General features: G+C 74.2%; 17 protein-coding genes and 1 pseudogene. 7 read left to right on the top strand and 11 right to left on the bottom strand.

Annotated elements, in window-relative coordinates; genetic code table 11:
- The first annotated feature begins 4 nt into the window (after positions 1 to 4).
- The 4 genes from KPL57_RS15860 (at position 5) to KPL57_RS15845 (ending at position 3,465) form a co-directional block, all read left to right on the top strand.
- Positions 5 to 367, top strand: coding sequence for an MFS transporter (locus KPL57_RS15860; RefSeq protein WP_226352204.1), 363 nt, complete (start codon positions 5 to 7; stop codon positions 365 to 367).
- Positions 368 to 472: 105 nt separating this feature from the next.
- Positions 473 to 2,356 carry an LLM class flavin-dependent oxidoreductase gene (locus KPL57_RS15855; protein ID WP_308252890.1) on the top strand — a complete coding sequence of 628 codons (1,884 nt, stop codon included), beginning with the start codon at positions 473 to 475 and terminating at the stop codon, positions 2,354 to 2,356.
- Positions 2,357 to 2,471: 115 nt separating this feature from the next.
- A complete protein-coding gene (locus tag KPL57_RS15850; protein ID WP_226352203.1) occupies positions 2,472 to 2,894 on the top strand; it encodes a hypothetical protein in 423 nt (140 codons plus the stop codon).
- Positions 2,848 to 3,465: a phosphodiester glycosidase family protein gene (locus KPL57_RS15845; RefSeq protein WP_226352202.1), complete on the top strand. Its 618-nt coding sequence runs from the start codon at positions 2,848 to 2,850 to the stop codon at positions 3,463 to 3,465. Before KPL57_RS15850 ends, KPL57_RS15845 begins: the two co-directional genes overlap by 47 nt.
- Here KPL57_RS15845 and KPL57_RS15840 read toward each other — a convergent pair.
- The 6 genes and pseudogenes from KPL57_RS15840 to KPL57_RS15815 all read right to left on the bottom strand — a co-directional run bounded on the left by KPL57_RS15840 (position 3,423) and on the right by KPL57_RS15815 (position 8,792).
- Positions 3,423 to 4,073 (bottom strand): TetR/AcrR family transcriptional regulator, encoded by a 651-nt coding sequence (locus tag KPL57_RS15840; protein ID WP_226352201.1) that lies wholly within the window; start codon positions 4,071 to 4,073, stop codon positions 3,423 to 3,425. The genes KPL57_RS15845 and KPL57_RS15840 overlap by 43 nt on opposite strands.
- 31 nt (positions 4,074 to 4,104) lie before the next feature.
- Positions 4,105 to 5,014, bottom strand: a pseudogene (locus KPL57_RS15835) (IS5 family transposase); the annotation flags it as partial.
- Positions 5,015 to 5,028: 14 nt separating this feature from the next.
- Positions 5,029 to 5,358 (bottom strand): 2Fe-2S iron-sulfur cluster binding domain-containing protein, encoded by a 330-nt coding sequence (locus KPL57_RS15830; RefSeq protein WP_226352200.1) that lies wholly within the window; start codon positions 5,356 to 5,358, stop codon positions 5,029 to 5,031.
- Positions 5,355 to 6,077: a ferredoxin reductase gene (locus KPL57_RS15825; protein WP_226352199.1), complete on the bottom strand. Its 723-nt coding sequence runs from the start codon at positions 6,075 to 6,077 to the stop codon at positions 5,355 to 5,357. Before KPL57_RS15825 ends, KPL57_RS15830 begins: the two co-directional genes overlap by 4 nt.
- Positions 6,074 to 6,985 (bottom strand): metal-dependent hydrolase, encoded by a 912-nt coding sequence (locus KPL57_RS15820; RefSeq protein WP_226352198.1) that lies wholly within the window; start codon positions 6,983 to 6,985, stop codon positions 6,074 to 6,076. Before KPL57_RS15820 ends, KPL57_RS15825 begins: the two co-directional genes overlap by 4 nt.
- Before the next feature lie 19 nt (positions 6,986 to 7,004).
- Positions 7,005 to 8,792, bottom strand: coding sequence for an SDR family oxidoreductase (locus KPL57_RS15815; RefSeq protein WP_226352197.1), 1,788 nt, complete (start codon positions 8,790 to 8,792; stop codon positions 7,005 to 7,007).
- Positions 8,793 to 8,920: 128 nt separating this feature from the next.
- Here KPL57_RS15815 and KPL57_RS15810 point away from each other — a divergent pair, with 128 nt between their 5' ends.
- The 3 genes from KPL57_RS15810 (at position 8,921) to KPL57_RS15800 (ending at position 11,754) form a co-directional block, all read left to right on the top strand.
- Positions 8,921 to 9,811 carry an alpha/beta fold hydrolase gene (locus KPL57_RS15810; protein ID WP_226352196.1) on the top strand — a complete coding sequence of 297 codons (891 nt, stop codon included), beginning with the start codon at positions 8,921 to 8,923 and terminating at the stop codon, positions 9,809 to 9,811.
- 9 nt (positions 9,812 to 9,820) lie between these two features.
- Positions 9,821 to 10,624 carry a crotonase/enoyl-CoA hydratase family protein gene (locus KPL57_RS15805; protein ID WP_051050258.1) on the top strand — a complete coding sequence of 268 codons (804 nt, stop codon included), beginning with the start codon at positions 9,821 to 9,823 and terminating at the stop codon, positions 10,622 to 10,624.
- Between the two features lie 92 nt (positions 10,625 to 10,716).
- The gene (locus KPL57_RS15800) at positions 10,717 to 11,754 is read left to right on the top strand and encodes an alpha/beta hydrolase (RefSeq protein ID WP_226352195.1); all 1,038 of its coding nucleotides are present in this window, start codon (positions 10,717 to 10,719) and stop codon (positions 11,752 to 11,754) included.
- 30 nt (positions 11,755 to 11,784) lie between these two features.
- Here the strand turns inward: KPL57_RS15800 and KPL57_RS15795 are convergent, their stop codons facing one another.
- The 5 genes from KPL57_RS15795 to KPL57_RS15775 all read right to left on the bottom strand — a co-directional run bounded on the left by KPL57_RS15795 (position 11,785) and on the right by KPL57_RS15775 (position 16,576).
- A complete protein-coding gene (locus KPL57_RS15795; protein ID WP_226352194.1) occupies positions 11,785 to 13,044 on the bottom strand; it encodes an Nramp family divalent metal transporter in 1,260 nt (419 codons plus the stop codon).
- Between the two features lie 95 nt (positions 13,045 to 13,139).
- The gene (locus KPL57_RS15790) at positions 13,140 to 13,625 is read right to left on the bottom strand and encodes a GNAT family N-acetyltransferase (RefSeq protein WP_060711452.1); all 486 of its coding nucleotides are present in this window, start codon (positions 13,623 to 13,625) and stop codon (positions 13,140 to 13,142) included.
- A gap of 4 nt (positions 13,626 to 13,629) precedes the next feature.
- Complete coding sequence (locus tag KPL57_RS15785; RefSeq protein ID WP_226352193.1) at positions 13,630 to 14,256, bottom strand: YigZ family protein; 627 nt, start codon at positions 14,254 to 14,256, stop codon at positions 13,630 to 13,632.
- 312 nt (positions 14,257 to 14,568) lie between these two features.
- Positions 14,569 to 14,877 carry a hypothetical protein gene (locus tag KPL57_RS15780; protein ID WP_226352192.1) on the bottom strand — a complete coding sequence of 103 codons (309 nt, stop codon included), beginning with the start codon at positions 14,875 to 14,877 and terminating at the stop codon, positions 14,569 to 14,571.
- Between the two features lie 13 nt (positions 14,878 to 14,890).
- The gene (locus KPL57_RS15775) at positions 14,891 to 16,576 is read right to left on the bottom strand and encodes a sodium:solute symporter family protein (RefSeq protein ID WP_226352191.1); all 1,686 of its coding nucleotides are present in this window, start codon (positions 16,574 to 16,576) and stop codon (positions 14,891 to 14,893) included.
- Between the last annotated feature and the right edge of the window lie 100 nt (positions 16,577 to 16,676).

Raw genomic sequence — 16,676 nt, 5'->3', positions numbered from 1 at the left:
CGCGGTGATCATCGCGTCGGCGATCGGGCTGTTCTCCACGCCGCTGTGGGCGGTCCTGTCCGACCGGGTCGGCCGCAAGCCGGTCTACCTGTTCGGCGCGATCGGCGCGCCGCTGTTCCTCGGGGCGTTCTTCCTGCTCCTCGACACCGGGTCCACCGTGCTGGTCGTCGTCGCGATGGTCGTGCTGGTCAACCTGTTCCACGACGCCATGTACGGCCCGCAGGCCGCCTGGTACGGCGAGCTGTTCGACACCCCGGCTGCGCTACAGCGGGGCCTCGCTGGGCTACCAGGTCGGCTCCGTCCTCGCCGGGCGACGCCACTGATCGCCACCGCCCTGCTCTACGCCGGCGGCGGACCCCGTGGCTGATCTGGGCTACCTCGGGGTGCTGTTCGCGATCTGCATCGTCTCCACCGTCCTGCTGCCCGAGACCCACCGCGGCGGGCTCCGCACCGCCCGCGAGAAGGTGGTGGCATGACCGGCCGCATCCTGCTCAACGCCTTCGACATGGCCTGCGTGGGCCACCAGTCCGCGGGGCTGTGGCGTCACCCGTCCGACGAGGGGCACCGCTACACCGACCTCGACCACTGGACCTCGCTCGCCCGGATGCTGGAGGACGGCGGCTTCGACGCGCTGTTCCTCGCCGACGTCCTCGGCGTCTACGACGTCTACGGCGGCTCCCGCGACGCGGCCGTCCGCGCCGCCGCGCAGGTCCCGCTCGCCGACCCGCTGCTGCTGGTCCCCGCGATGGCCGGGGTGACCTCACGGCTCGGGTTCGGGGTGACCGTCTCGGTCGCCTACGAGCACCCCTACGCGCTGGCCCGGCGGTTCACCACCCTCGACCACCTCACCCGCGGCCGGGTCGCGTGGAACGTCGTCACGTCCTACCTGGACTCCGCGGCGCGCAACCTCGGCCGGTCCGGGCAGATCCCGCACGACGAGCGCTACGAGCTCGCCGAGGAGTTCCTGGAGGTCTGCTACAAGCTCTGGGAGGGCTCCTGGGACACCGACGCCGTGGTCCGCGACCGCGACCGCGGCGTGTTCACCGAGCCGGACCGGGTGCACGACATCGCCCACCACGGCCGCTGGTTCGACGTGCCCGGCCCGTTCCTGTCCGAGCCGTCCCCGCAGCGCACCCCGGTGATCTTCCAGGCGGGCGCGTCGCCGCGCGGCGCCCGGTTCGCCGGCACCCACGCCGAGGCCGTGTTCGTGTCCGGCCCGTCGCCCGCGGTGGTCCGCCGCTCGGTCGACGCGGTGCGCGCCGAGGCCGCCAGCGCCGGGCGGGACCCCCGCTCGGTGAAGGTGTTCGCGATGCTCACCGCGATCGCCGGGGAGACCGACGACGCCGCCCACGCGACCCTGGCCGAGTACCTGGAGCTGGCCGACCCGTCGGCGGCGCTGGCGCTGTTCGGCGGCTGGTCCGGCGTCGACCTGGCCGGGGCGTCGCCGGAGCAGAAGCTCGAGTACGTGCAGACCGACGCGACCCGCTCGGCGCTGGCGTCGTTCCACCGGCCGGACCGCGACTGGACGGTCGGCGAGCTCGCGGAGTTCATCACCGTCGGCGGGCGCGGGCCGGTCGTCGTCGGGTCCGGGGCGACGGTCGCCGACGAGCTGGAGCGCTGGGCCGACGCGGCCGACCTCGACGGCTTCAACCTGGCCTACGCCGTCACCCCGGGGACGATGGCCGACGTCGTGACCCACGTCGTGCCCGAGCTGCGACGCCGCGGCCGGATGCCCGCCCCCGCCGACGCGGGCGGCCCCACCCTGCGCGAGCGGTACGGCACCGGCGACGGCGCCCGGCTCGCGAAGGACCACCCCGGGGCGGCGCACCGGACCCGCTGGACCCGCGCCGGACCCCCGGCCCGCGCCGGCTCGCGTGATCGCCAGGAGTGGAGCGGCCGGACGGGTGCACTGCCTCCGGCGCTCCACTCCCGGCGATCATCGGCGGAGCCCCGGGCGCACGGCCCGGGGCCCGGGGTCACCCCGCCGGGCACCACCGGGCCCCGACCGGGTGGCCCTGCGCCACCGTCGCGTGACGCCCCGCGCCGTCGCCGCACCGGCGTGGTCACCTCGGCCCCGGCCGGGTGGCGATCGGGGGAGTGCGGGCATGGCGGGATGGACGGGCAGCCGGGGCGCGGCGGTGGCGACGGCGGTCGTGGTCGGGCTGCTGGTACCGGTCACCCAGCAGGCGTCCGCGGGCCCCGCCCGGGTCGCGCCGCCCGTCGCGGCCGTCGTGCCCGCGGCGCCCGGGCCCACCGTGGGGACCGCGTCCACCGGTCGACCGCGTCCACCGGGGCCACTGCGGAGGCCGCGTCCACCGCGGAGACCGTGGCCACCGGGCGCTCGGGTCCACGGTGACGGCCGGGTCCACGGGTCCACCGGGTCCACCGGGGCCGATGCGCCCGTCGCCCCGGCCCCGCAGGCCCCCGCCATCACCCACCGCGAGGAGCGGGTCGACACCCCGGCCGGGCCGGTGACCGTCGACGTCGTCGTCGCCGACCTGAACCGGGCCGAGCTGCGCGCCACCCTGCTCACCGGTGCGACGGTCGGCGAGCGGTCCTCGGTTCCCGCGCACGCGCAGCGTGGCGGGGCGGCCGCCGCGATCAACGGTGACTTCTTCGACCTGGGGCGCAGCAACGCCCCCGCCGGGCCCTCGGTCCGCGACGGCCGCGCGCTGACCTCCGCCGTCCCACCGGGCGGCGGCTCGCCCCGGGCGTCCCCGGCGCCGAGCAGGGCGACGTGCTCGCCGTCGACGACGACGGCACCCGCGCCTGGACCGGCTCACCCTCGACGCCTCCGCGACCGGCCCGCAGGGCCGCCTCCGGATCGACACCCTCAACGCCTACGCCGTGCCCGTCGGCGGGATCGGGCTGTTCACCTCCGACTGGGCGGGTGATCGGGCCGCCACGCTGTGCGGCAGCGACACCGACCGGAACGCGCCGTGCGCACCGGACCGGGTCGAGGTCGTCGTCCGCGACGGCGCGGTCACCGCGGTCCGCCCGCCCGGCGGGGGAGCGATCCCGGCGGGGGACCAGGTCCTCGCCGGCCGCGACCAGGGTGCCGCCGCGCTGCGACGGCTCGCCGTCGGCGACCGGGTCACCGTCCGGTACGCGCTCACCGCCGCGTCGGGGACGCCGCCGCGGACCGCGGTCGGGGCGTCGCCGATCCTGCGCGACGGTGCGCCCGTCGCCGGGTTGGACGCCCGCTCCCGCGACCCGCGCAGCGCCGCGGGCCTCACCGCGCAGGGACGGCTGATCCTGCTCACCGCCGACGGCCGCGAGTCGACCTCGGTCGGCATCACCCTGGCCGAGACCGCCGAGCAGCTGCGCCGGGCGGGCGCCGTCGACGGCGTCAACCTCGACGGGGGCGGTTCCTCGACGATGGTGTTCCGCGGCCAGGTCGTGAACAGCCCGTCCGAGGACGCCTACCGGCTGGTGCCCAACGCGCTCGGCGTCGTGGAGAACTGAGCGTCGGGGTCGCGGGCCACGGTCACCCCGAGCATCGCGAACAGCTGCTCCACCAGCCAGTCCCGCAGCTCGGCGCGGGCCGGCACCCGGCCCGCCTCCAGCCACACCAGCACCGAGCCCTCGACCAGCGCGACCCAGCCGCGCAGCGTCATCAGCTGCAGCGGCGTCGGGTCGGGCACACCGCCGCGCACGCACAGCAGGTCCACGATGTGGTCGCGCACGCCGTCGACCATCGCGTCGGTCTCCCCGGTGGAGACGACCGAGCCGCTGCGCAGCAGCGCGACGTAGGCCCGCGAGTGCCGGCCGACGACGTCGAGGAACACGTCCAGCGCGTCGGCGAGCTGGGAGTCCAGCGGACCGTCGGTGGGCAGCGCGACCCGGTCGATGAGCTCCTCGGCGACACTGCCCAGCGCCGCGACGTGCAGCTCCTCCATCCCGGAGAAGTACCGGTAGAACAGCGCCCGGGACACGTCCGCGGCCCGGGTGACGTCCTCGACGGCCACCTCCTCCGGCGAGCGGGCGCCGTAGAGGTCGAGCGCGGCCGACACCAGCTGCGCGCGGCGGGCCTCGGGCGTCATGCGCCGGGGTGGACGTGCGGGTGAGGTCATCACCGACGAGGGTACGGACCCCATACCTCAGAGCGTGTTTGGAAATTCTAGTGGGTTGAGGGTGTCGTGTGTTTCTGCTGGCGGGTGGCGGGGTATCCACGGGCGATGCGGCGGGTGATGGTGTTGATCGCGGCCCAGCGGATCATGGCTTCGGATGTGGTGGGGTGGCGTTCGTAGTCTCGGGCCAGGCGTCGGTGTGCGGTGAGCCAGGCCAGGGTCCGTTCGACCACCCACCTTCGTGGGAGGACGGTGAATCCGCGCTGCTCGGGTGGCTTGCGGATGATCTCGATCGTTGTCTGCAGGATCGTGGCGGCCCAGTCGAGCAGTCGCCCGGCGAAGCCGGCGTCGGCGTAGACGAACCGCACCCTGGTGCGCAGGTAGAGGTTGAGCAGGATCGGCTTGGCGCCGTCGCGGTCCTGTACCGAGGCCGAGCACACCATCGTGGTCAGCAGCAGACCGAGGGTGTCGGTCACGATGAACCGTTTCCGTCCGCCTGTCTTCTTCCCGGCGTCGTAGCCGCGGGAGTCCTGGCCGACGGTGTCGGCGCCCTTGACCGACTGGGAATCGATGATCCCCGCACTCGGCTCCGGATCACGGCCCTCGGCGATACGTAACTGCCCCCGCACGACCGGGAGGATCTTCTCGGTGACCTTCTGCTGTTCCCACTGGTTGAAGTACCAGTAGACGGTCTGCCAGGGCGGGAAGTCCACCGGCAACGCCCGCCAGGCACACCCGGTCCGCACGACATACAAGATCGCGTCCAGCACGTCCCGACGAGCATGAGCAACAGGCCGCCCCCGCCGCGCGAGCGGCGGTAACAACGGCTCGATCACCACCCACTGGGCATCACTGGTGTCCGAGGGGTACCGGCGCGGTCGTTCCTGCATGCCGACCACGATGGAGCACCCCAGCCGTGTCGACCATCCCGACACACCCACCATTTCCAAACACGCTCTCAGCGCCCGAGGTCGACGACGATCGTCCCGTCCGTGGCCCGCCCGACGCACAGCGCGGTCAGGCCCGGCCCGGCCGGGTCGCCCACGGTCGTGCCCTCCACCAGCCGGACGTGGCAGGTCCCGCAGAATCCCTGCCGGCAGGAGTAGGGCACGTCCGGGCGCAGCGCGCGGACGGCGTCCAGCGCGGTCCGGTCGGCCGGGACCGCGACGTCCGGGCCGCCGACGATCCGGACGGTGAACGGGCGGCCGCCGCGGATCGGGGGCGGGGAGAACCGCTCGGAGTGGAACCGCTGCCCGGCGGGCAGCGCCCGGCGCAGCGCCTCGATCATCGGCGGCGGCCGCAGCAGTAGACGGCGGCGTCGGGGTCGGTCCCGGCCAGCAGCTCGGCCGCCGTCGGGACACCCGCGACGTCGTCGGGGCGGCGGACCACACGATCCGGGGCGAGCGCGGCGAGGGCGTCGGACAGCGGCATCGACGCCCGGTCCCGGCCGGTGTGCACCAGCCGCCACCCCACCCCCGCGGCGTGCGCGGCCCGGACCATCGGCGCGATCGGGGTGATCCCGATGCCACCGGCGACGAACAGGTACGACGGCGCCGCGGCCAGGGGGAACGCGTTGCGCGGGCCGTGCAGCCGCAGCCGCACCCCGGGGCGCAGGTCGTGCACCTCGTGCGAGCCGGAGCCCCCGGGCACCCGCCGCACCGCGATCCGGTACACCGACCGGTCGCCCGGGTCGCCGCACAGCGAGTACTGCCGCAGCAACCCCGAGGGCAGCTCGACGTCGACGTGGGCGCCGGGCCGCCAGCCCGGCAGCGGCGCGGTGCCGGCCGGGACGAGGTCGACCTCGGCGACGTCGGGGCAGGGGCGGCGCACGGCGTGCACCTCGACGACCACGGTGCGGTCCACCGGGGTGACCGGGCGACGGCGCCGGCCACCGGCCGTCGCCAGGGTCTGGGTCACCGCGGTGAGCACCGACAACGCGGTCGCCCCGCGGTTCGGGTGCGGCGGCGTCGCGGCCGAGCCCGCGCCGGACAGCAGCGCGGTCCTCATGCCGCGGACCCCCCGGCCGGGTCGGCGTGCCCCGCCTCGGCGGCACGGGCGGCGGGGGAGACCGCGAGGTAGGCCACCGCCGCGTCGGTGTCGCCGTGTGCGGCGGGGTGGAACCGCGGGCTCAGATAGGTCAGCACGGCGCGGGCGAACAGCCACGGGCCGGGCACCAGCCCACGCCGGGAGTCCCGCAGGTAGTCGCGCAGCCGGGCCCGGCGCTGCGGTGTCCCGCGCAGGTGCGGGTCGCGGGCGCACAGGTGCCGGGTGCCGTCGGCCCACAGCTTCGCCAGCGCCGGGCCGGCCACCGCCATCGCCCGGATCCGGCGCAGCCACCGCCCGTCGAGGTGGGTGTAGAGGTCGTGCGCGACGCTGCGGTGCTCGACCTCCTCGGCGCCGTGCCAGCGCAGCATGTCCAGCATGTGCGGGTCGGCCCCGGCCGCGTCGAGAGCGTCGGCGTCGAGGATCCACGAGCCGAGGACGGCGGTGAAGTGCTCGATCGCCGCGATCAGCCCGACCCGCTCCACCAGCCACTCCCGGGCCGCGTCGCCGCTGAGGCCGCGGTCGCCGAGCAGCTCCGTGAAGATCCACTCGACCTGCTCGACGAAGCGGGTCACGTCCACGCCCGCCTCGACGAGGTGGTCCAGCGCCCCCTGGTGCGAGGTCGCGTGCACGGCCTCCTGGCCGATGAACCCGCGCACGTCCTCGGCCAGCGCCTCGTCACGGACCATCGGCAGCGCGCGGGAGAAGACCTCCACGAACCAGCGCTCCCCCTCGGGCAGCAGCAGGTGCAGCACGTCGATCAGGTGCGAGGCGAACGGCTCGCCGGGGATCCAGTCGGTCCGCAGGGTGCTGAAGTCGAACCGGACGTCGCGGGCCTGCAGCGCGATCCGGTCCTCGGTCGGGTCGGTCATGGCGATGCTCCTGGGAGGCTCAGCGGGTCCCGTCGACCCGGGCGAGTGCGCGGACGAGTGCGGGGGACAGCCGGGAGGCGAGCAGCCCGACGTGCGCCTCGGCGGTGACCGGGGCGATCGGCAGGTCCCGCTCGACGGCGCGGACCAGCCGGGCGGCGACGCGCTGCAGGGTGTACCCGCGTCGGGCGTAGGCCGCCGCGACGTCGCGACGGCGGACGGCCTGCGTGGCGTCGTCGGTGCCGGCGAAGCGGGTGGCACCGGTGATCGGGGTGTCGACGAACCCGGGGCACAGCGCGGTGACCCCGACCCCGGCGCCCGCCAGCTCGGCGCGCAGGCACTGCGACAGCATGAGCACCGCCGCCTTGGTCGTGGCGTAGGCCGGCAGCGAGCGCGACGGCAGGTAGGCCGCCGCCGACGCGGTGTTGACGATCGTGCCGCCCTCGCCGTGCGCGGCGAGCAGCGCGCCGAAGTGCCGGCAGCCGTGCACGACGCCCCACAGGTTCACGTCGACGATCCGCTGCCACTCCTGCGTCGTCGTGTCGGCGAACGACCCGGCGACGGCGATCCCGGCGTTGTTCACGACGAGGTCGGGCACCCCGTGCTCGGCGGCGACCCGCTCGGCGAGCGCGGCGACGGCGGCCTCGTCGGCGACGTCGACGACCGCGGCCACCGCACGCCCTGGCCCGTGCCGCCGGGTCACCAGGTCGACGGTCTCCGCGGCGCCGGCCTCCGAGACGTCGGCGACGACGACCCGTCCCCCCAGGTCGGCGAGCCGGCGGGCGATCTCGCGGCCGATCCCGCTGCCGGCCCCGGTGACGACGGCGAGCGAGCCATCCCAGCGCGACGCCCGGCCCGGCCGCCCCCCGCTGCGGACCAGGGCGGCGCCCCGGGCCGCCGCCCGCTCCAGCGCGGGCGCGGTGGTGCCGCCGGAGCGCTCGGCGACGAGCTCGCGGACGCAGCGCGCGACGACACCCGCCCGCTTGCGGACGATCCAGTGCCCGCCGGGCAGGTACCGGACCCGCAGGTCGGGGGCGTACGCGGCGGCGCTCGTCGCCATCGCGGGGGTGACGTAGGCGTCGCCGAGCGGGGCCAGGATCTGCACCGGGACGTCGGTGCGGCGCGGCCGGGGGCGTCCGAGCCGCCGGGGCAGGTTCCGCCGGTAGAGCTCCAGGCCGTTGACCGCGTCGCGCACCGAGGGCCGCGGGATCCGCTCGGTCCGCGCCACCATCGCGCCGAGCAGCCCGCTGCGGACCATCAGCTCGGGCAGCACCGGCATCCGGAACGCCAGGGTGTACCAGGAGTGCAGCGCCTGGATGAGGACCGGCCGCAGGTCGCGCAGGCCGCGGCGGCGCAGGAACAGCCCCACGTGGTCCAGGCACGGGCCGGAGACCGAGGTGAACGACGCGACCCGGCCGTCCATCGCCGAGGGGGCGCCGTCCTCGCGCGTCACGGCGTGCCAGGTCTGGATCGCGCCCCAGTCGTGCGCGAGCAGGTGCACCGGGGAGTCGGGGGAGAGGGCGTCGGCGACCGTGCGCAGGTCCGCGGCGAGCAGCTCCAGGTCGTAGCCGGCCGGGGCTCCGGGGGCGGCGGAGCCACCGTGGCCGCGCACGTCGTAGGTGACGACGTGGTGGTCCGCGGCGAGGTCCGCGGCCACGCGGTCCCACACGTGCCGGTCGTCGGGATAACCGTGCACGGCGACGACCGTCGGGTGCGACGGGTCGCCCCGTTCCTCCACGACCAGGTCCAGGTCGTCCCGGCTGCGCACCGTCCGGACGCGGCCGGCGGGCTCCACCTCGTTGTGAGACACACCGTCATCGTAGAAAACGTGTCAACAAGACGCCACCCCTGGTCGCCGCCGCGCTGCCGGACGTCGTCGGGGCCGCGGGGAGGTAGGTTCTCCACGGCCGTCCCCGCACCACGATCCGAGGTCCCAGCGTGTCCACCGCTCCGCCCACGTGGTTCACCGACGCACTCGCCGATCCGGGCGAGCCCGGGCGCACCGAGAGCGACGGCGTCGAGATCCGTTTCCGCAGCTGGGGCACCCCGGGCGGGCCCGGCGTGCTGCTCGTGCACGGCGGCGCGGCACACCTGCACTGGTGGGACCACATCGCTCCGCTGCTGACCGAGGGCACCCGCCGGGTGGTGGCGGTCGACCTGTCCGGGCACGGTGACTCCGGGCGCGCACCGTCCTACGACCTGGACCGCTGGGCCGCCGAGCTGCGTGCCGTGATCGACGCCGCCGGCCTCGGCCCGCGTCCGACGCTGATCGGGCACAGCATGGGCGGGTACGTCACGCTCACCGCGGCACTGCGCTACGGCGAGGAGCTGGCCGGGTCCGTCGCCGTCGACTCCCCGATCCGGGACCGGTCGCCGGAGGAGCTGGCGGCACGGGAACAGCGGGCGTTCGGTCCGGTGAAGGTGCACCCCGACCGCGACGCGCTGGTCGCGCGGTTCCGCACCATCCCCGGCCAGCCCGGTGACCTGCCCTACGTGCACCGGCACATCGCCGAACGCAGCGTGCGCGCCGTCGACGGCGGCTGGAGCTGGAAGTTCGACCCGCGCATCTTCGGCGGGATCGCGCTGACCCCCGGCGACCTGGGCCGGCCGGGCTGCCGGATCGCGCTGTTCCGCGCCGAGCACGGCCTGGTCCCGGCCGACATGGGGGAGATGGCCGTCGACCGGATGGGCCGGGCCGCGCTGGTCGTCGAGATCCCCGGTGCCGGGCACCACGTGATGATCGACCAGCCGCTGGCGCTGGTGACCGCGCTGCGGACCCTGCTCGCGGACTGGGAGCACTCGGTTCCGGTGGTGGCGCCCGAGATCTAGGGTGGGCCCATGACAGAGCAGTCAGAACTGACTCCTTCCGGGACGGCCGCGTCCGACGAGGACGTGCTGGTCGAGCGGCGGGACGGCGTCCTGCTGATCACGATCAACCGCCCGCACGCCAAGAACGCCCTCAACGAGAGCGTCGCGCGGACCGTCGCCGCGGCCGTCGACGAGCTCGACGCCGACCCCGACCTGCGGGTCGGCGTGCTGACCGGGGCGGGCGGGGTCTTCTCGGCCGGGATGGACCTCAAGGCGTTCCTGCGCGGCGAGCGGCCGTCGGTGCCCGGGCGCGGCCTCTGCGGGATCACCCAGGCCCCGCCGGTCACCCCGATGATCGCCGCCGTCGAGGGCTGGGCCCTGGCCGGCGGGTTCGAGATCATGCTGGCCTGCGACCTCGTCGTCGCCGGGCGGGGCGCCCGTTTCGGGGTGCCGGAGGTCAAGCGGTCCCTGGTCGCCGCCGCGGGCGGGGCGCTGGAGCTGGCGAACCGGGTGCCCCGGGCACTGGCGCTGGAGATGCTGCTGACCGGGGACCCGATCGACGCCGCGCGGGCCGAGGCCGCCGGCCTGGTCAACTCCGTTGTCGACGACGGCACCGCGCTCGAGGCGGCGCTGGCGCTGGCCGCGCGGATCGCGGTGAACGGGCCGCTCGGCGTCGCCGCGTCGAAGCGGATCGTGCGGGAGAGCCCGGACTGGGGCGCCGACCGCTGGGAGCGCCACGACGCGATCGTCCGCCCCGTGCTGACCTCGGAGGACGCCCGCGAGGGCGCCACGGCGTTCGCCGAGAAGCGCGACCCGGTCTGGCGCGGTCGCTAGGGGGTCACGCCACTCCATCGGGTGCCGCACCGATCGTTTCAAATCTTCGTTAAGAAGGTGTCCCTGAGCGTTCACCGTCGAACGGAGACACGATGTCCCTCCCCCTCGCGCGCCCGCTGCGAGCTGCCGTTCTGGCGGTGGCGACCGCGATGATCGCCACCACAGTGGGCGTCGTCCCCGCCCTCGCGGCCCCGGCCACGGACTGCCGCGAGGTCCGGGTGCCGGTCCGGGTCGTGGGCGGAGCGGGGGACATCGCCGGCACCCTGTGCGCCCCGGCCGGTGCCTCGGTGCTGCAGGTCCTGGTGCACGGCTACACCTACGGGCGGTACTACTGGGACCTGCCGTACCAGCCGGAGACGTACTCCTACGTCGACCGCTCCACCGCCGCGGGCATCGCCACCCTGAACATCGACCGGATCGGCACCGGTGACTCGTTCCACCCGCTCGGCGCCACGCTGACCTACGACAACCACGCCGACGCGGTGCACCAGGTCGTCCGGGCCGCCCGGGCGGGCGAGCTCGGGCGGGCGTTCGAGCACATCGTGCTCGTCGGGCACAGCTACGGCTCGGTGACCGCCTACCTCGAGGCCGGGCGGTACCAGGACGTCGACGCGCTGATCGTCACCGGTGCCGGGCACCAGCTCAACGCGGTCACCCTCGCGAAGGACGTCGCCGCCAACAGCATCCCGGTCGCCCTCGACCCGAAGTACCACGACGCGGGGCTCGACCCGACCTACATGACCACCCGGCCCGGTACCCGCTCGGTCTTCTACCGGGTGGAGAACGCCGACCCCGCGGTGATCGAGCTCGACGAGGAGCTGAAGGGAACCGGCAACGACATCGAGCTGGCCACCGCGGCGACGTACCTGGCCAGGCCGGAGTCGAGGTCGATCGACGTGCCGGTGCTGACCGTCAACGGCGACCAGGACAGCATCTTCTGCTCCGTCGGTGCCTCGGACTGTTCCTCGGCCGAGGCCCTGGCGGCCCAGGAGGCGCGCTACCTCGGCCCCCGTGCGGTGTCGGAGGCGGTCGTCCTGCCCGGTGGCGGGCACGACGTGAGTCTGGAACGCACGACGCCGCAGGCGCACGATGCGATGATCGACTTCATCGAGCGCCACGTCGGGGGCTGACGACGGCCGCCCGGCCGAGACGGCGGGCGGTCAGGCGACGAACGCCTCCCAGATCAGGAAGGCGTTCAGCCCCACCACGACCGCGGCGACGACGACCGCCGCGGCCGTGGTGACGCGGTGGTTGACCATGTCGCCCATCACCTCGCGGCGCGCGGTCAGCCACACCAGCGGGACCAGCGCGAACGGGATCCCGAACGACAGCACGACCTGGGAGAGCACCAGCGCCTGCGTCGGGTCGATCCCGATGCCCAGCACGACCAGAGCGGGGGCGAGGGTCAGCAGCCTGCGCAGCAGCAGCGGGATCCGGCGGCGCAGGAACCCGGCCATGATGACCTGCCCGGCGTAGGTCCCGACGCCCGAGGACGCGAACCCCGAGGCGAGCAGTGCGATCGCGAACCCGTACGCGGCGACGGCGTCGAGCTCGCTGCCCAGCCCGGCGAAGATGCCCTCCAGGGTGTCGGTGCCGGGCACGTCGGTGCCGGCGAACAGGGCGGCCGCGACGACCAGCATCGACAGGTTGACCAGCCCGGCCACGCCCATCCCGAGCGCGATGTCGGTGCGCCCGACCCGCAGCAGGAACCGGGTGTCCTCCGGGCCACGGGCGACCAGGCGGCCCTGGGTCAGCGCCGAGTGCAGGTAGATCACGTGCGGCATCACGGTCGCGCCGAGGATGCCGGTGGCCAGCACCAGCGACCCGACGCCGTCGAAGCCCGGGACCAGGCCCGCCGCGAGCGCGGGACCGTCCACGTCGGTGCGCGCCACGGTGGAGACCAGCCCGACCAGGATGATCGCGAGCAGGAAGACGATCGCCCGTTCGAACGGCCGGTGCCCGCGCGACTGCAGTCCCAGCAGCACGAACGCGATCACGCCGGTGATCACCCCGCCGGTGAACAGCGGGATGCCGAACAGCAGGTGCAGTGCGACGGCGCCGCCGATCACCTCGGCCAGGTCGGTCGCGATCGCGACGAGCTCGGCCTGGGCCCACATGAACCGGTTCCGCCACGGGGTGAGGTGCTCGCGGCACAGCTCGGGGAGGTTCTTGCCGGTCGCGAGCCCGAGCTTGGCCGAGAGCGACTGGATGAGCATCGCCATCAGGTTGGCGACGACGATCACCCAGACCAGCAGGTAGCCGTAGCCGGCGCCGGCGGAGAAGTTCGTCGCGAAGTTGCCCGGGTCGACGTAGGCGACGGCGGCGACGAACGCGGGCCCGAGGACGGCGAGCCTGCCGCGCCACCCGCGTCGGCGCAGCTGCTCCACGCTGACCGGTGCGGCCGTGTCCGTGCTCGTCATGTGCGCCCCCGTGCAGTGATGAGGTCTGGCGAAGACGCAGTGTAGGCACGACTAACTCTGCAGGTACAGAGGTGCAACGATGCAGACCGTGCGGGTCACAGGTAGCGGTGCATCACGTGCAGGCCGGTGGTCGTGCCGTCGGGCAGGGCGAACGCGTCGGGCACCGTGCCGACCGTGGCGAAGCCGAGCGAGTGCCACAGCGCGACCGCGCGGGTGTTGGTCGCAACGACGGCGTTGAACTGCATCGCGGCGTACCCGTCCGCGCGGGCGAGGGCCAGCACGTGCTCGCCGAGCGCGCGCCCGGTGCCGCGCCCGGCCTCGCCGGCGTCGACGGCGAAGCTCGCGGTCGCGACGTGCGAGCCCGGCCCCGGCTGGTTGGGCCCGGTCTTGGCGGTGCCCACGACCCTCCCGTCCCGGACCGCCACGACGACCCGTGCCGGCGGCGGGAGCATCCACATGCGGGTGATCCAGGCGTCGTCGGCGTCGGGCGGGACGGTGTAGGTCCGGCCGTCGGCGAAGATCGGGCGGAGCACGTCGAGGACGGCGGGGAGGTCGTCGGCGGTGGCGGCGCGGATGTGCACGCGCTCAGGGTAGGTAGAGGTCGCGCGGGCCGGCGTCGAGCGCCTCGACGTCGCCGCCGGTGTGCTCGGCGAGCCAGTCGGCGAAGGCACCGGTGTCGGTCTCGGCGACGGCCACGGTCAGCGTGACGTCCGCGCCGTGCGTGACGTCGCACAGCCGGTACGGGGAGTGGTGCAGGTCGTGCTCCAGGCGCCCGGCACGGTCGTGGCCGACGGCGAGCAGCAGCTCGCGGTGCCGGACCCGGCGCAGCTCGCCCACCGCGTCCAGGGTGGCGGTCAGCGCGCCGGAGTAGGCGCGGACCAGCCCGCCCCCGCCGAGCTTCGTCCCGCCGAACCAGCGCGAGACGACGGCGACGACGTCGGTCAGCCCCCGGCGGGTGAGCACCTCCAGCATCGGCACGCCCGCGGTGCCCGACGGCTCCCCGTCGTCGCTGCTGCGGGCGGTGAGGTCCCCGGTGGCGGGGTCGCCGATGCGCAGCGCGGTGCAGTGGTGGGTGGCGTCCGGCCCGGCCCGGCGGACGCGGTCGATCACGGCCTGGGCCGCTGCGACGTCGGTGACGCGGGCGACGGTGCAGCGGAAGCGCGACCGCGCGATCTCGATCTCGTGCGCGCCGTCGCGGGCGATCACCCGCACGCCGCGACCGGCCTCACATCGTGACCGCGCTCGCGATCGGCGGCGCGTCGGGATCGATTCAGTGCATCCTGGAAGGGTCCGGTGACGAGGCCGCCCGCCTCACCCGGCGGGCTCCCTCGTCCACAGCTGGCGGTTCTGCCGCCGACACCGAAGGGAATCCCATCCATGATCGACACACTCCGCGTCCTGCGTTCCGGCCTGACCCGCGTGGTGCGCCGGATCGACGACTACACCCTCGCGGCGTTCAACCCGGTCTACCCGAACCCCGCCGGCCGCGAGCGCTGAGGGCACTCCCGGCCGGCGTGGTCCGGGTCAGTCCTGCTCGTCGGCCGCCGGCGGGGCCAGCTTCAGCGGCCGCAGGTACACCCACAGCAGGAACAACGCCCCGATCACCAGCATGCCGATGCCGATGTCCAGGTTGAGGTTCGTACCGCCGGTCTTGGCGAGGTTCTCCGGGTCGTTCCCGGACACGGTGCCCATGATCGTCAGCACGATGCCGTAGACCCCGAACAGCAGGGCGATCACCGTCCGCAGGTCGAACAGGTTGGCCGCGGTCGTCGAGACCGGGGCGTCGGTCCCGGCGCGGTCGCCGGGGGTGTGGTCTGCACTCTTCGAGCTCATCGCAGGTCTCCGCTCAGCCGAACGCGATGTAGAGGACGACGGTCATCGCGAGCACCAGCGCGCCGAGCACACCCGGGCTGCGGTACCAGCCCGCGTCGTCGCCGTCGGTGGAATGGGTGCGGGCCTCCTTGGGCGTGAGGCTCCAGGTCAGGCCGACCAGCTCGGCGTCCGGCTTCGGGGTGGTCACCAGCGAGACCCCCGCGGCCACGCCGACACCGACGACGAACGCCGCGATGGCGCCGACGAAGCTGCCCGCCTGGCTGGACATCGTCCAGACCTCGGCGCGCACCAGGATGTCGACGAGCACCGCCGCAGCGGTACCGGAGAGCAGGCCGATCCAGGCCGACGGCCCGGTCATCCGCTTCCAGAACAGACCCAGGATGAAGATCGCGAACAGCGGTGCGTTGAAGAAGCTGAACAGCGACTGGATGTAGTCCATCAGGTTCGCCGAGCCCGAGGCGATGAACGCGGTGCCGATCGCGAGCACGCAGCCGACGATCGTGACCAGCCGGCCGACGCCGAGGTAGTAGCGGTCGGCGCGGCCCGGGCGCACCCAGTCCTGCCAGATGTCGTAGGTGAACACCGTGTTGAACGAGCTGATGTTCGCCGCCATGCCCGCCATGAACGCGGCCAGCAGGCCGGCGATCGCGACGCCGAGGATCCCGTTGGGCAGGACCTCCTTCATCAGCAGCGACAGCGCGTTGTTGTAGGTGATGCCCTCGACGGCGTCGCCGCCGCCGGACTTCACCGCGGCGATCTGCGGGACCAGGATCCCGGCGATCATGCCCGGGGTCACGATGACCAGCACGACCAGCGCCTTCGGGAACGCACCGATGATCGGGGTGCGCCGGGCGGCCGACATCGACTTGGCCGACAGGGCGCGCTGGACCTCGGCGAAGTTCGTCGTCCAGTAGCCGAAGGACAGGACGAACCCGAGGCCGAACACGATGCCCAGCACGGACAGGAACGGGTTGGCGATCTCGGTGAGCGGGGTGCCGGGCCAGGCGTTGAGGTCCGCACCGCCGCTCGGGCCCTCGGTGACCGCGCGGGTCAGGCCGTCCCAGCCGCCGACCCGGTTGAGCCCGGCGACGGTCAGCGGGATCAGCAGCGCAAGGATCACGAAGAACTGCAGGACCTCGGTGTAGATCGCGGCGGACAGCCCGCCGAGGGAGATGTAGCCCAGGACGACGACGGCCGCGACCGGGATCGCCAGGTACAGCGACCAGCCGAGCAGCGCCTCCAGGACCAGGCCCAGGGAGAACAGGTTGACCCCGGCGATCAGGATCGAGGCGACCGCGAAGATCACCGCCTGCACCCGCTGGGTGGTCTTGTTGAACCGCTTGAGCAGGAACTCCGGCACGCTGCGGGCCTTGGAGCCGTAGTAGAACGGCATCATCACGATGCCCAGGAACACCATCGCCGGGATCGCGCCCAGCCAGTAGTAGTGCACCGTCGGGATGCCGAACTGGGCCCCGTTGGCGACCATGCCGATCAGCTCGATCGCGCCGAGGTTCGCCGAGATGAACGCCAGGCCGGTGATCCAGGCCGGCATCGACCGGCCGGACAACAGGAAGTCGAGGCTGGAGGAGACCGAGCGGCGTGCCGCGAAGCCGATGCCGAGCACCAGCACGAAGTAGAAGGCCACCAGCAGGTAGTCGACCAGGTTGGGGTTGAGGCGCAGGACCTCCTGGGCGGTCATGCCGTGCCCTCCCGGGACGTCCCCGGGGCCCGCCGGGCCGTCTCGTGATGCTCCATCTCGGATAGCTCCTCGCCGTCGAGTGCGTGTGCTGCCGGTCCGC

It is taken from the genome of Pseudonocardia sp. ICBG601 (assembly GCF_020496245.1).
This window is presented reverse-complemented; position numbering and strand designations above follow the sequence as displayed.

Excerpts from the sequence above, each read along its gene's own strand:
- KPL57_RS15805 (WP_051050258.1), top strand. The coding sequence starts at position 9,821 with ATGACAGAGCAGTCAGAACTGACTCCTTCCGGGACGGCCGCGTCCGAC.
- KPL57_RS15780 (WP_226352192.1), bottom strand. The coding sequence starts at position 14,877 with ATGAGCTCGAAGAGTGCAGACCACACCCCCGGCGACCGCGCCGGGACC.
- KPL57_RS15830 (WP_226352200.1), bottom strand. The coding sequence starts at position 5,358 with ATGATCGAGGCGCTGCGCCGGGCGCTGCCCGCCGGGCAGCGGTTCCAC.
- KPL57_RS15855 (WP_308252890.1), top strand. The coding sequence starts at position 473 with ATGACCGGCCGCATCCTGCTCAACGCCTTCGACATGGCCTGCGTGGGC.
- KPL57_RS15820 (WP_226352198.1), bottom strand. The coding sequence starts at position 6,985 with ATGACCGACCCGACCGAGGACCGGATCGCGCTGCAGGCCCGCGACGTC.
- KPL57_RS15840 (WP_226352201.1), bottom strand. The coding sequence starts at position 4,073 with ATGACCTCACCCGCACGTCCACCCCGGCGCATGACGCCCGAGGCCCGC.
- KPL57_RS15775 (WP_226352191.1), bottom strand. The coding sequence starts at position 16,576 with ATGACCGCCCAGGAGGTCCTGCGCCTCAACCCCAACCTGGTCGACTAC.
- KPL57_RS15795 (WP_226352194.1), bottom strand. The coding sequence starts at position 13,044 with ATGACGAGCACGGACACGGCCGCACCGGTCAGCGTGGAGCAGCTGCGC.
- KPL57_RS15800 (WP_226352195.1), top strand. The coding sequence starts at position 10,717 with ATGTCCCTCCCCCTCGCGCGCCCGCTGCGAGCTGCCGTTCTGGCGGTG.
- KPL57_RS15825 (WP_226352199.1), bottom strand. The coding sequence starts at position 6,077 with ATGAGGACCGCGCTGCTGTCCGGCGCGGGCTCGGCCGCGACGCCGCCG.